This window comes from Corynebacterium glucuronolyticum DSM 44120, from assembly GCF_030440595.1.
Lineage (GTDB): Bacteria > Actinomycetota > Actinomycetes > Mycobacteriales > Mycobacteriaceae > Corynebacterium > Corynebacterium glucuronolyticum.
On sequence record NZ_CP047452.1, the window covers coordinates 1,478,879 to 1,492,351 of the forward strand.

10 protein-coding genes are annotated in these 13,473 nt (G+C 57.9%); 2 read left to right on the plus strand and 8 right to left on the minus strand.

What is annotated here, in order from left to right; genetic code table 11:
* Positions 1-17: 17 nt before the first annotated feature.
* The gene (hutG, locus tag CGLUCO_RS06620) at positions 18-980 is read left to right on the plus strand and encodes a formimidoylglutamase (protein ID WP_005390004.1); all 963 of its coding nucleotides are present in this window, start codon (positions 18-20) and stop codon (positions 978-980) included.
* Positions 981-1,367: 387 nt separating this feature from the next.
* Here the strand turns inward: hutG and hutH are convergent, their stop codons facing one another.
* The 8 genes from hutH to CGLUCO_RS06660 all read right to left on the minus strand — a co-directional run bounded on the left by hutH (position 1,368) and on the right by CGLUCO_RS06660 (position 10,330).
* On the minus strand, positions 1,368-2,906 hold the full coding sequence (hutH, locus tag CGLUCO_RS06625) for a histidine ammonia-lyase (RefSeq protein WP_005390002.1): 1,539 nt from the start codon (positions 2,904-2,906) through the stop codon (positions 1,368-1,370).
* 639 nt (positions 2,907-3,545) lie between these two features.
* Entirely contained in the window at positions 3,546-3,989 is a 444-nt protein-coding gene (locus CGLUCO_RS06630) for a metal-sulfur cluster assembly factor (RefSeq protein ID WP_005390000.1), read from the minus strand.
* Between the two features lie 278 nt (positions 3,990-4,267).
* Positions 4,268-4,702, minus strand: a complete 435-nt coding sequence (gene sufU, locus CGLUCO_RS06635; RefSeq protein WP_005389999.1) for a Fe-S cluster assembly sulfur transfer protein SufU — start codon at positions 4,700-4,702, stop codon at positions 4,268-4,270.
* Between the two features lie 4 nt (positions 4,703-4,706).
* On the minus strand, positions 4,707-5,969 hold the full coding sequence (locus tag CGLUCO_RS06640; protein ID WP_084036322.1) for a cysteine desulfurase: 1,263 nt from the start codon (positions 5,967-5,969) through the stop codon (positions 4,707-4,709).
* Positions 5,970-6,081: 112 nt separating this feature from the next.
* A complete protein-coding gene (sufC, locus tag CGLUCO_RS06645) occupies positions 6,082-6,840 on the minus strand; it encodes a Fe-S cluster assembly ATPase SufC (RefSeq protein WP_084036321.1) in 759 nt (252 codons plus the stop codon).
* A gap of 224 nt (positions 6,841-7,064) precedes the next feature.
* On the minus strand, positions 7,065-8,234 hold the full coding sequence (sufD, locus tag CGLUCO_RS06650) for a Fe-S cluster assembly protein SufD (protein ID WP_005389993.1): 1,170 nt from the start codon (positions 8,232-8,234) through the stop codon (positions 7,065-7,067).
* A gap of 3 nt (positions 8,235-8,237) precedes the next feature.
* Entirely contained in the window at positions 8,238-9,647 is a 1,410-nt protein-coding gene (sufB, locus tag CGLUCO_RS06655) for a Fe-S cluster assembly protein SufB (protein ID WP_005389992.1), read from the minus strand.
* Positions 9,648-9,667: 20 nt separating this feature from the next.
* Positions 9,668-10,330 carry a helix-turn-helix transcriptional regulator gene (locus tag CGLUCO_RS06660; RefSeq protein ID WP_081446514.1) on the minus strand — a complete coding sequence of 221 codons (663 nt, stop codon included), beginning with the start codon at positions 10,328-10,330 and terminating at the stop codon, positions 9,668-9,670.
* Positions 10,331-11,091: 761 nt separating this feature from the next.
* Between CGLUCO_RS06660 and mptB the strand changes: the two genes are divergently transcribed.
* Positions 11,092-13,005 carry a polyprenol phosphomannose-dependent alpha 1,6 mannosyltransferase MptB gene (gene mptB, locus CGLUCO_RS06665; protein WP_005394019.1) on the plus strand — a complete coding sequence of 638 codons (1,914 nt, stop codon included), beginning with the start codon at positions 11,092-11,094 and terminating at the stop codon, positions 13,003-13,005.
* Positions 13,006-13,473: the final 468 nt, after the last annotated feature.

The window sequence follows — 13,473 nt, forward strand, 5'->3', positions numbered from 1 at the left end:
TAGTTAGATTACCTAATATGCTTGACACTATGAGCTATTCCCCCACATTTTCATGGACAGGCCGCAACGACGGCGAAGGCCCCGAGCATGCCCGCTGGTTCAACACGATCAAGCCACTTCCCTTCAACCCCCTCGAGGAAAACTCCTCGTTAGATGAAGCCACCGCAAAGGAACTCTCCCACTCCGTGACGATCCTCGGTTTCGCCTCGGATGAAGGAGTGCGCCGCAACCACGGTCGAGTCGGAGCCGCGGAGGGGCCGAATTCCGCGTTCACGGCACTGGGCAGTCTCGCAGTCCCCGCAGAAACCCGCGCCTATGATGCGGGCATCATTTCCGTGACCGACGCAGATCTTGAAGGAGGGCATAAAGCACTGTCCACGGCAGTCGCCGCTATCACCAGCACAGACACGACCTGCATTGTCGTCGGTGGTGGGCACGAGACGGCCTACGGCACCCACATGGGCCTCGTTCGCAGTAGCGATTCGGCCTCTATCGGAATCATTAACTTTGATGCCCACTTCGACCTACGCACTGCGGACAGGCCGACATCAGGTACTCCCTTCAAACAGATTTCCCAGGAAGTAGACCCATTTCACTACACGGTGATTGGTATCTCTCGCCCCAACAACACGAAAGTGCTTTTCGACGAGGCGGATGCCCTTGGTGTCACGTACGCCACTGAGGACGAGCTACGGCATGCAGATATCGCCGAAATTATCTCCACGGCCGCTCGCGATGTTGATATCCTCCACGTATCCATTGACCTTGATGTTCTTCCAGCGGGAGTGGCGCCCGGAGTAAGCGCACCTGCCGCCGTAGGTGTGGATCTGAACACGATCAGGGATGGCCTAGCAGCGTGCATGCAGACTGGAAAGGTTCGGCTCATCGATATAGTCGAGCTGAACCCAACCTATGACATCGACAATCGCACCGCGAAGGTGGCAGCTCGACTGATCAGCGACGCAACGGCGCTTATGTAGCACTCCCGCGCGCTTCCCTTCCAGGTCCTACAACCGATGAAGCGGATGGTCCACAAGATTACTCCCGCACACGAACATCCGCACACGAACGTTCACAGAAAAACGTTGGCAAGCTAAGGTTCGCAGGCGAACGTTCCAGGCAAACGTACCTGGCGAACGTTCCAGGCAAACGTACCTGGCGAACGTTCCAGGCAAACTCTCCATTCCTTCTGTGTCTGGTAAGCGGGACTGCAGAAGGAGGACGAGGGACTGCAGTGGATTCTTTGCACGACGCGAAAGGCAGCCGGGTATCTACCCGGCTGCCTCATATTGCCGAATCCTCGACTGTGCATCCATCGGCTGGGCATTCCTACCGGATTGCCGCACCTACTGGTTTTAGATTAGCTACTAGCCCAGCTCACCTGCAGCGTCGGCTGCAGCCCTGACGATGTCACCAGAGGCAACAAGATCGACAGTGTGCTGAATATCGGGAGCGAGGAAGCGGTCGGGCCCCGGGCCATCGACGGTGCGCCGAAGCACGTCAATAACGGCCTTGGTTCCAACACCAGGCTCGCCGCCACGCATGTCGATGGCGCGTGCTGCGGTCAAAATCTCCACTGCGAGAACTCGTGTCAGGCCATCCACGTTGCGACGCAGCTTCCGGGCTGCCGACCACCCCATCGATACGTGATCCTCTTGCATAGCAGAGGAGGGAATGGAGTCGACGCTGGCAGGGACAGCGTTTCGTTTCATCTCACTGACAATCGCAGCCTGCGTGTACTGAGCGATCATGTGACCTGAATCCACACCCGGATCATCAGCGAGGAAAGCGTTCAGCCCTCTATTACGGGCAGGGTCGAGGAACCGATCCGTTCGCCGTTCCGAAATGGATGCGAGATCCGCGGTCACGATAGCCAGGAAATCGAGGACATACGCCAACGGTGCGCCATGGAAGTTTCCGTTCGAGGTGACCCGTCCGTCCTTTGCCACCACGGGGTTATCAACAGCAGCAGCAAGCTCGTTGTTGGCAACGAAAATCGCGTGGCTAAGAGTGTCTCGCACGCCTCCGGCTACCTGCGGACTGCACCGCACTGAGTACGCATCCTGAACCTGGTTAATGGCGAAGTCCTCTGCTGCAGCCTCAAGAATGCCCGAGCCCTCCACGACCTTGAGAACATTGGCTGCTGCGACGGCTTGGCCTGGATGGGGTCGAAGCTCCTGCAAATCTGCTGCGAAGACCGTCGCAGTTCCGTTGAGTCCTTCGAGTGACATGGCGGTCGCGATGTCCACCGTGGTGACAAGGCGTCGGATGTCATCGATCGCCAGGCACAGTTGGCCGAGCATGCCATCAGTGCCGTTGATGAGGGCGAGTCCCTCCTTTTCCTTGAGCTCGATCGGCTCAAACCCCGCAAGGGAGCAAGCCTCGGCACCGGTAATTTCCTTTCCGTCCTTCGTGCGGGCTCGCCCCTCACCAAGAAGAACTAACGCGCTGTGTGCCAAGGGTGCCAGGTCACCTGAGCAGCCTAGGGAACCGAATTCGTGGACGATCGGTGTGATGCCTGCGTTGAGGAGCTTGGCGTAGCACTGAGCGACCTCCGGACGGACGCCTGTACGTCCAGTGCACAGCGTACTGATACGAAGAAGATTGAGAGCGCGGATGACTTCCCGCTCTACTTCAGGGCCAGACCCCGCAGCGTGAGATCGCACAAGCGACTTCTGCAGTTGCGCACGCATGTCTTCCGGGATGTGGCGTTTCGCGAGTGCACCAAAGCCTGTAGAAATGCCGTAGACGGGGGTGGGATCCTTGGCAAGGTCTTCAACGCGACTTCGCGTGGATGCCATAGTCTTCATGGCGTCCTCGGAAATCTCGATGGGGGCATCATAGCGGGCTACATTAACGACATCGTCGATGCTCAGGGCACCTACTCCGACAGAAACGCAATCCATGGTTCACCTTCCTGGTAGGTTGACTATTCTTTGTCCGATATTAGCCACTCGTGAACTCTGTCTGTGCCACCTTCTCCCCTCATCGCTCCACATTCTCATATTCAAGACTTTTTGTTCTCACCCCCGACGGGGGTTGGACACTGAAGGTAGTACTCCCCCCTCTGTCTCACCTGTCGCATTTCGATCCCCCACGCCCCAAGCGAAAAATCAAAAACTAAGGTGGATCCGCTTGTAGCGAGTCCACCTTTGCCGTCCTTTTATGCGACCTTTTTATGACGCCTTTTCGTGTGGCCTTTTATGACGCCTTATCCCTAATGCTTGCGTTTACTGTTTTCTGGAAACTCCCAATCTCCTTCCCTCACCAGATTCCTAGATTCCAGCTCGGCTTTCAGTCGATCCACCTACTTGTCTGCTCCCCAGTCCTCCGCAGGCCACTGCTGTTTCTGATCAGGGGCGGGTGGATTCTGGATGAAGGTGATCCGGGCTGAGGACAATCCCGGTTGAGGGCGATCCGGACTGAGTGTGGTCCTGGAAGAGGGCTTTCGCAGGTGCGTTTCGTGATCGGGTTTTTGCACGAGGCTATTTACCGTCAGGAGGACACATCCGAGCCCACTACACCGACTACTGCAAGCACACGGACTACACGGAGAAGCCAAGAGCGCGAAGCTGCTCGCGCCCCTCCTCCGTGATCATCTGCGGCCCCCACGGCGGCATCCACACCCAGTTGATAGTCAGTTTTTCCACAAGATCGTGGGTCATCACTGCGGCGGCAGCCTGCTCCTCGATCATGTCAGTAAGAGGGCACGCAGGTGAGGTCAGCGTCATGTTCACGACGGCAGTGTTGCCGTTTTCGATCCAAATGTCATAGACGAGTCCGAGGTCAACAACGTTGATGCCGAGCTCCGGGTCGATGACATCGCGAAGGTACTCCTCTACATCGGACGCAAGCTCAAAATCCTCCTCGCTTTGCGGGGGCTTCTGGGCCGGCCCGCTGAGCGAATCGGAGCTGCCGTTTGCCGGAGCAGGGGCAGCTGCGGTGTCCTGGCTTTCGCTTTCCGACGACCTGTCGTCCGGTTGCTGCACATCCTGTGCTGGTTCCGGTGCAGGTGAAGTCGCAGTGTGGGACGGCGAATCGACAACGTCGTTCGTTGCCGTTGTTTCATTGTTGTCAGTGGTCACAGTTAGAAGTTTCCTTTGCTGATCGTCGGGTGATCGTCAATGCTCGTAGTTTCGCTGCTGGTGATCGTCGAAAAGCACCGTGAGAAAACCGTTCCGGGGAGAGCACCCCAGCCCTCACACAAGGTGGGGACGCGGTGGCAGAAAGCGGGGCGGTTGTCTCCCCGCTCACGGCCCAGGATGCTCTATACCTCCCCTACAGCTGCCTCAAAAGCCTTCCATCCTAGGAGCGCACACTTGACACGAGCTGGGTAGCGGGAGACACCGGCGAAAGCAACACCGTCGCCGATAAGGTCCTCGTCACCCTCGTGCTCCCCGCGGGAGGTCACCATCTTCTCAAATTCCGCAAGCTTGGCCAACGCTGTATCCAGTGGTTGCCCGATCACCTCCTCGGTGAGCACGTCGACAGCTGCCTGCGAAATAGAACATCCCTCGGCATCGTAGGAGACATCCTCAACCGTCTTCTTATCCTCACTGAGCTTCACGCGCAGCGTCAGCTCATCGCCACAGGAGGTGTTGACATGGTGGACTTCCGCATCGAAGGGCTCACGAAGCCCGGCGTGCTGCGGATGCTTGTAGTGGTCCAGGATAACTTCCTGGTACATCTGCTCAAGTTGCATACTCTTACACTCCGAAGAAATTCTTGACCCGGTGAAGCCCAGCTACCAACTGGTCGACTTCATCGAATGTGTTGTACAGGTAGAAGGAAGCGCGCCCGGTCGAGTTGACACCGGCCTGGCGGTGGATGGGCCAGGCGCAGTGGTGACCGACTCTGATAGAAATTCCCGAGTCATCGAGAACTTGCCCCATGTCGTGCGGATGCACCCCTTCAAGGGCGAAGCTGATGGCCCCACCGCGGTTTGCAGGTGTCGTCGGCCCAAGAATCGTCAGCCCGTCGATTTCCTGCAGCTTCTTAAGGGCGTAGGCCGTCAATTCCTGCTCGTGGGCGTGGATCGCATCCATCCCGATTTCTTGCAAGAACTCAATGGCAGCGCCGAGACCAACAACCTGGCTCGTCATCTGCGTGCCCGCCTCAAAGCGCGTGGGGATATCGGTGAAGGTGGTCTTTTCCATCGTCACCACCTCGATCATCGACCCTCCGGTGAGGAATGGTGGAAGCTTTTCCAGCAATTTCTTGCGGCCATACATGACGCCCACGCCCGAGGGGCCACACATCTTATGCCCGGAGAAGCCGGCGAAGTCAACATCGAGCTCATGGAAGTTAACCGGCATGTGAGGCACGGACTGGCACGCGTCGAGTACAGTCATGGCTCCGACGTCCTTCGCACGCCGAACGATCTCTGCCACGTCCGCCACAGCTCCCGTCACATTTGACTGATGGGTAAAGGCAACGACCTTGACCGAGTCATCCAGTTCCAGAGAATTCAGGTCAATGCGCCCATCCGGAGTGGATGTGTACCACTTCAGGGTCGCGCCGGTACGCAGGCACAGTTCCTGCCACGGAACGAGGTTCGCATGATGTTCCAGTTCCGTGACGACGACGGTGTCGCCTTCCCCCACGTACAGATCGCCTGCGCGCTTGTCTGAAAGAATAAAGGCAATTTCGTTGAGCGCCTCAGTAGCGTTCTTTGTGAACGCAATCTCTTCACCGTCGGCTCCCACGAACGCAGCGATGTTGTTGCGGGCTGTCTCGTAGGTGTCGGTGGCATCTTCGCCCAGCGCATAGGCACCACGGTGGACCGGAGCGAAGTTGTGCAGGACGAATTCCTCTTCCGCCCGCCACACGCGCTCGGGGCGCTGTGACGTAGCACCGGAATCGAGGTACACAAGCGGTTTACCGTCGCGAACCGTGCGGGACAGGATGGGAAACTCCTTGCGTACCTTTTCTACGTCCAGCTTCCCGTCCAGGGTTAGGAATTCGCTCATTAGTTTCGCATTCTTTCTAGTCTGTCAATCTTTGAGCCAAAAACACGACGTGCACCACCGCGTGCGCAGTTTCATCCGTGTGGATACCAGCGCAGCGCCGGCGACGTGTGGATTACTTGACGTACTTCTCGTAGCCCTCGGCCTCGAGTTCATCGGCGAGCTCGGGTCCACCGGAGTGAACGACCTGGCCATCCGCGAATACGTGAATGTGCTGCGGCTTGACGTAGTCCAGGATGCGCTTGTAGTGGGTGATCATGAGGATTCCGCCACCGGTGCGCTCCTGGTAGCGGTTAATGCCTTCACTCACGATACGCAGTGCATCCACGTCCAGGCCAGAGTCCGTCTCATCCAAGATCGCGAACTTTGGAGCCAAAAGCCCCAGCTGGAGGATCTCGTGACGCTTCTTCTCACCACCGGAGAAGCCCTCATTAATCGAGCGCTCGTTAAAGGACTTGTCAATCTTCAGCTCTTCCTGCGCTGTCCTGACTTCCTTCATACAATCGCGCAGCTTCGGTGCCTCGCCGCGAACGGCGGACACGGAGGAGCGCAGGAAGTTGGAGGTCGAGACACCCGGTACCTCCACCGGGTACTGCATGGCGAGGAACAGACCGGCGCGGGCGCGCTCGTCTACAGTCATCTCGAGGACATCGCGCCCGTCGAGAAGCACCTCACCGCTGGTTACCTCGTAGCGGGGGTGGCCAGCCAGCGTGTAAGCCAGAGTGGATTTACCCGATCCGTTCGGCCCCATGATGGCGTGGGTTTCGCCGGAGGACAGCGTGAGGTTGACACCCTTAAGAATCTCTTTGGGCTCAGTTTTGCCGTCCGTGGAGTTAACAACGGCGTGGAGATCCTTGATTTCCAACGTGCTCATTACATCTACCTTTTCGTTTTAGCTAGTATTGTGCGTTTTCGGTTTTATCGTTTCAGCCTAAACCGCTGGAACTCTTCGTTTGTTCCTGAAAAGCCGTCATGCCTAGCCCCTCTCCAACCACCTGCGCCTGATTGGGCGCGTGAGCCCGAGGGGCAAAATCAGTGCGATGGCGACTCAGTCCGAATAGCGGAATAATCCGAGTTGCGGAACAGTGCGCGGAACGTTCAGTTAAAGCTGAGGCCTTCCAGCTCCTCGGTGATCTTCGCCTCCAGCGTCTCGCGCAAACCCTCGACGGGGATTCGAGCAATCACTTCGGAGAAGAAGCCGTGGACAATGAGTTTTCTTGCCTCTGCCTCGGGGATACCGCGGGACAGAAGATAAAACAGCTGTTCATCATCGAAACGGCCGACGGTGGCGGCGTGACCTGCACCGACGATGCTGCCGGTCTCGATCTCAAGGTTCGGCACGGCATCTGCACGTGCACCTTCCGTCAGCACAAGGTTGCGGTTAGCTTCGTACGTGTCCGTCCCCTGCGCGTTGGCTCGAATGAGCACATCGCCGATCCACGCCGTGCGCGCATCAGGTGTGCGGGTGGTCTTGTCCCCCTGCAACGCTCCCTTGTAGAGCACGTTGGAACGGCAGTTGGGCTGGCTGTGATCGACGAGCATGCGCTGCTCGAAGAACTGGCCATCATCGGCAAAGTAGACACCGAGCAGCTCTGCATCGCCGCCTGGAGCGAGATATTTGACCCGTGGCTGTAGGCGGACGACCGAACCACCGAACAACGCCACGTTATGGCGAAGGACGGCATCGCGTCCGAGTTCAGCAACCTCTGCACCCAAGTGGACGGCATCGTCATCCCAGTCTTCATGGACAACAACCGACAGGCGGGCGTTGTCGCCAACGAGATACTCGTGGTTATCAGCAAGCGTTCCTGTTCCCACCGTGTGGATCTGGACGGATGCTGTAGCGCCGTCCTCGACCTCGACGACGAGGTTGCCAAAGGCGGTGACATCCGGTCCAGAACCCGTAATAGTGATGATGACCGGCTCGGTCGTCGTCGAATTCTTGGCGAAGGTAACGATGTGCCCCTCGGTTGAGGAGGTCCACGCCTGCGCGGCGACACGGTCCACGCCGCCACCGGTGCGACCGATGCGCGCGTCATCACGGGCAACCTTTTCGTAGGTCACGCCATCGGCGCCCGCCGGAATCTCCACACTCACCTGGGCGGGAACGGCAGTGCTGAACGTGCCGTCGTGCAGCCCGCGGAGGCGGCGCAGCGGAACATAACGCCACACCTCGTCCTTAACGTGGGGCACCGGGAAATCATCGACGTTGAAGGATGCGAAGAGATCACCCTTGTTGTCGTGCACTGTTGATGCTAGTTCAGCCATTGGTTAACCCACAGATCCTTCCATTTGCAGTTCGATGAGACGGTTCAGCTCCAGTGCATATTCCATCGGGAGCTCCTTTGCAATGGGCTCGACGAAGCCACGCACGATCATCGCCATTGCCTCGTCTTCAGCGAGGCCTCGGGCCATGAGGTAGAACAACTGATCCTCGCTGACCTGCGACACAGTGGCCTCGTGCCCCAACGAGACGTGGTCGTTTCGAATGTCGTTGTACGGGTAGGTGTCTGAACGGGAAATTTCGTCAACAAGCAGCGCGTCACACTCCACGTTCGACGTCGAGTGGTGGGCGTTAGCGTTAATCTGTACCAGTCCGCGGTAAGCTGCCCGGCCGCCGGAGCGGGCTACGGATTTGCTCACGATGTTGGAAGACGTGTGCGGAGCGAGGTGAACCATCTTGGCACCCGTGTCCTGGATCTGTCCTTCACCTGCGAAAGCCGCAGACAGAACGGAGCCGCTGGCGTATTCGCCGGCAAGCCACACGGCGGGGTACTTCATGCAAATCTTGGAGCCGATGTTGCCGTCGACCCACTCCATCGTTCCTCCTGCCTCACAACGGGAGCGCTGGGTGACCAGGTTGAGGACGTTGTTGGACCAGTTCTGAATCGTCGTGTAGCGGCACCGCGCGTTTTCCTTCACAATGATCTCCACGACTGCTGCGTGAAGAGCATCGGCCTTGTAAATCGGAGCCGTGCAGCCCTCAACGTAGTGCACGTAAGCACCTTCGTCGACGATAATGAGGGTGCGCTCGAACTGACCCATCGATTCCGTATTAATGCGGAAGTATGCCTGCAGTGGGATCTCCACATGGACACCCTTCGGGACGTAAATGAAGGACCCGCCCGACCACACAGCCGCATTGAGAGCGGAGAACTTGTTGTCGCCGGCGGGGACTACGGTGCCGAAGTATTCCTTAAACAGATCCGGGTGCTCGCGCAGACCAGAATCCATATCGAGGAAGATAACGCCCTTTTCTTCCAGGTCCTCGCGGATCTGGTGGTACACAACCTCAGACTCGTACTGGGCGGCGACACCCGCTACCAGGCGCTGTTTCTCCGCCTCGGGAATGCCGAGTTTGTCGTAGGTATTGCGGATGTCATCCGGGAGATCTTCCCAGCTTGCAGCCGGCTTCTCAGTCGAACGAACGAAGTACTTAAATTCATCGAAATCGATAAAGGATAGATCCGGTCCCCACTTGGGAATGGGCTTCTTTTCAAAGATCTCGAGCGCCTTGAGGCGCTGCTCGAGCATCCATTCCGGCTCATTCTTCGTGGCCGAGATGGTGCGGACAACCTCCTCGTCAAGGCCCTTCTTGGCGGCCTGTCCAGCGTCATCTGAGTCGTGCCAGCCGTAGCTGTACTTCGACGACATGGACTGGATGATTTCGTCATCCGACATCTTTTTATCGGTTGGTGCCGTCACGCGTTGCTCCTTCTATCAATCGGTGTTATCGGTATGTTGGTCGTACAGATCCCGTTGCCGTCGGCAATCGTAGCTAAAGGCTGCACATGTTGCCCGAGAATGCGGGAGACGATCTCCCTCTCGGCGGCGCACAGTTCGGGAAACTCTGAGGCTACTTCCGAAATCGGGCAGTGATGGGTACACAGCTGTACCCCCGCCCCATTTTCTTGCACTTCGGCGGCGTAGCCGTGTTCTGTGAGCTGATCCGCCAAACGGCGAGCCAGTTCTTCCACCTCAGCAGCAGAAAGCCCACTCTTTGGGGATGTCTGTTCCTCAACGGACTGGAGGATATCTTCAATTCGTTGCCGCGCGAACATCATGATCGCATCCTCACCACCCGTCTGACGCAACGCCCGCAGGGCATGAACTGCAAGTTCGTCGTATCCGTGACCGAACTGTTCCCGCCCTTTTGCGGTGAGGATAAACTTCTTTGCAGGACGACCCCTACCACGCGCTTTCTTAATCCGTTCCGGAGCTGTCGTAACGAGCCCTTCCTCTTCTAGGAGGTCGAGCTGTCTCCGAACACCGGCGGCGGACATCGAAAGTCGGGTGGCAAGATCCGTGGCGGCAAGTGGACCGTCCTTCAACAACATGTTTAGGATTGTTTCCCTTGTGTCCACAGTTCCTCCTTCCAACCGAATCGGCGGCCAACATACAATTTAGCAACAGTTGTGTTTTCTAAATTCTTGGCACGTACCAATGTACATTCTTCCTCTCGTGTTTCCAACAAGAAACTCGAAAAGCCTTTCAATCTTCACCGTTTCCAGGTTTGGCTCTATAACACGTCGGTAAGACCCTCTCCCCCACGCACCAGATGCCAAGCGGAAGGCATCCATGTCGAAATTCGGGTCGATCCCCTCTCCCCCACGCACCAGATGCCAAGCCATGGCGGGCTGCTAACCGAGACACCGCGATATTTCTCCGGCACCTCACGGGTTGTTCTTGAGGCTCTTTTAAAGGCTCGTCCGGCACTATTCCGAAGCAGACTATGCCGAAGCAGGTGTAAACATGCCGACATGTGTTGACGTAGGTCGAAAGATGTTGACGTAGGTCGAAAGATGTTGACGTATGTCGAAACGTGCGGACCCCAGGTCCAGCGGTTGCACAACGCCATCCTGATTGGCATAGCCGGTGGCGAGTCGGGTGGGCACCCCATGTGCACGCCACGTGGGCACACCAGGTGGCACGGCCGGTCATCGGAAGCGGAACACTAGACTGAAAGGGATCACTACCCACTGTGGAGCATCGCACCCGCGATGTAGGTGACGTAGCGGGCGTAACAAACAGAAGAAGGATCTCCAAAAATAGGATCCACACCGGTACGGGAGAAGAACAAATCCACAGCGGTACCGAACCAGAACAATCGGAAACGGAGGAGTCGATGGCGAAGAGGCCCGGCGTTTTTTCCGGCCTGATGCCCCGCATGGGCGAGCCGGGTAGCCGCTCAACGCTCCTCCACGGGACGGGAAACACCCGCATTCCCGACCGCCCACGACTGTCGTACCTCGACCTCACGCGCTTCGGCCAGCTGCGCTGGCTCGGCACCCTGGGAACGTTGCTGATCTCTTTGGGCGGGCTTGGAGCGGGCGCGCTGCCCGTGATCGATAATCCCTACGCGTACCTCCCATTCGGACGCCTCATGAGCCGGATGCTTCAAACGTCATCCGTCATCGTCCTCGTTGGCGTCGGCTTGCTCGTTCTTGCCTGGGTGCTCATGGCTCCCTATGTAGGAGCGTCTAAGGACAAAAACATCACTGGCGCGCCTCTCATCACGCTTTCGACGCTTCGGAGGACGTGGGTTGCCTGGGTACTTCCGATTGTGTTGACTGCACCGCTTTTTACCCAAGATATCTACTCTTACTTGGCTCAGGGGGCGATCGTAAGTTACGGACTCGATCCCTATGCAGCCGGTCCCGTACAGATCTTGGGTCCGGAACACCACCTCGCGCGATCTGTTCCCTTTATCTGGGCTAACTCCCCTTCACCATATGGGCCAATTGCCTTGGGGATCGCGGCTGCCATCAACGTCGTTACCCGGGAATCCATTTTCTTCGGCGTGCTTGCTCACCGACTCGTCGCTGTCATCGGACTGATGGCTGCAGGCTGGGCAATTACCAAGCTTGCTCGACGATGTGACGTGCGCTCTCAGACGGCAGTGTGGCTCGGGATCCTCAACCCCCTGGCACTCCTTCACCTTATCGGAGGCATCCATAACGAGTCCATCATGCTCGGTCTTTCTTTGGTGGGAATGGAGCTCGGCCTGCGTGGTGTTGATGCCATCCGCGAAGTGCGTATCGGGAGAGCATCCGCGTCAGCGATGCAGCAAGGATTACCCTCGCTAAGCACCGCAGTGACAGATAGCAGGGAAGGCACGGATGCCACTGCGCAGCCCACTGCCCAGCTAAAAGGACCACGGCAACCGAGTGTTCCGACACGAGTCACACATCCGTCGATTGCCCGTCACGGCTGGGGCCTCATCGTCGCTTCTGGTGTCCTCATTTCCATGTCGGGCATGGTCAAGGTGACAGGCTTTATTGCGTTGGGCTTTGTGGGTATGGCGCTCGCCCGGATGACGTACCGCACGGAAGCGGATCGGCTCCGCCTCGACACCCGCCACCTATCTTCCGATGCTGTCAATCCAGAGGGGTTAAGCGAGGCTGAACGCTCCCGTCCCAATAACAAGTGGAGCCTGAGTCACTGGTTCCATATTGCCCGTGCCATCGCGGTGCAGGCGACGGTCCTCGTTCTCACGGCAATTCTCGTGGGTGCGGTGACGGGCATCGGCTTTGGATGGGTCACCGGCCAAGGTGGTGCTGCGACCATTCGTTCGTGGATGTCTATCACAACGGACCTGGGGGTGATTAGCGGATGGGCGGGCATGCTCCTCGGACTGGGGGATCATACAGAGATGATCCTCGTCATCACCCGTGGCATCGGTATAGCAATCTCGCTGGCGTTTATGGTCCGCATGCTCATCGCTACTTTCCGCGGCACAATTAGCCCGGTGGGTGGTTTTGGGGTGAGCACTTTCCTCCTCGTTGTCCTCTTCCCCGTTGTTCACCCCTGGTACATGCTCTGGGCGATCTTGCCCCTGGCAGCCTGGGCCAACCAGAACATCTTCCGCTACGCGGCTATCGGCTATTCCGCGATCATGTGCTTCTTCGTGCTTCCCCGCGGGCTCGCGCTGCCACCCGGAACTATCTTTAGCATCTATGTGGCATCGCTCATCGCGTTCATCACTGTCATCGGGGTGCTTCTCTTTGCCCGCAACAAGCTCTACGGTCCACACATGTAGCACTCACTGGGCATTGCTCGAGGGAGGAATGTTTCCTCTCGCTGTCGCCAGCGCGGCCCTACGCTTCCAGCCACCAGCGCGGCCCTACGCTTCCAGCCACCAGCGCGGCCCCATGCTTCCTGTCGCCAGCGCGAAATTTAAAGGTGGGCCGAAGGAACCCTCGAGATGTTGCCAGAGTGCACCGTTTGGTTTCCACAGGCTTGTCGACGACTCCCCGCGCGGACTGTCGTTACGAATCGGTCTGCAGATGCTCCTACCCCCGTTTTCTGCACTGTCCACCCCGCTACCGCTACTCCCTTGCACCCGCTACATCCCTTTGAATCTTTCGGCTTACTTGAAATATCTGCGCCACGCACCTCGCTTCGCCAGCTCTGTTTCGGTTCCACCTCCTCGACCGCCTAAGATAGCGGGAGGTTATAGGCAGCGAGAATGTCTATGGACGGCAAGCTTGCCAGTAGCGGAATGTCA

Excerpts from the sequence above, each read along its gene's own strand:
- hutH (WP_005390002.1), bottom strand. The coding sequence starts at position 2,906 with ATGGATTGCGTTTCTGTCGGAGTAGGTGCCCTGAGCATCGACGATGTC.
- sufC (WP_084036321.1), bottom strand. The coding sequence starts at position 6,840 with ATGAGCACGTTGGAAATCAAGGATCTCCACGCCGTTGTTAACTCCACG.
- mptB (WP_005394019.1), top strand. The coding sequence starts at position 11,092 with ATGGCGAAGAGGCCCGGCGTTTTTTCCGGCCTGATGCCCCGCATGGGC.
- hutG (WP_005390004.1), top strand. The coding sequence starts at position 18 with ATGCTTGACACTATGAGCTATTCCCCCACATTTTCATGGACAGGCCGC.
- sufD (WP_005389993.1), bottom strand. The coding sequence starts at position 8,234 with ATGGCTGAACTAGCATCAACAGTGCACGACAACAAGGGTGATCTCTTC.
- sufB (WP_005389992.1), bottom strand. The coding sequence starts at position 9,647 with ATGTCGGATGACGAAATCATCCAGTCCATGTCGTCGAAGTACAGCTAC.
- sufU (WP_005389999.1), bottom strand. The coding sequence starts at position 4,702 with ATGCAACTTGAGCAGATGTACCAGGAAGTTATCCTGGACCACTACAAG.
- CGLUCO_RS06640 (WP_084036322.1), bottom strand. The coding sequence starts at position 5,969 with ATGAGCGAATTCCTAACCCTGGACGGGAAGCTGGACGTAGAAAAGGTA.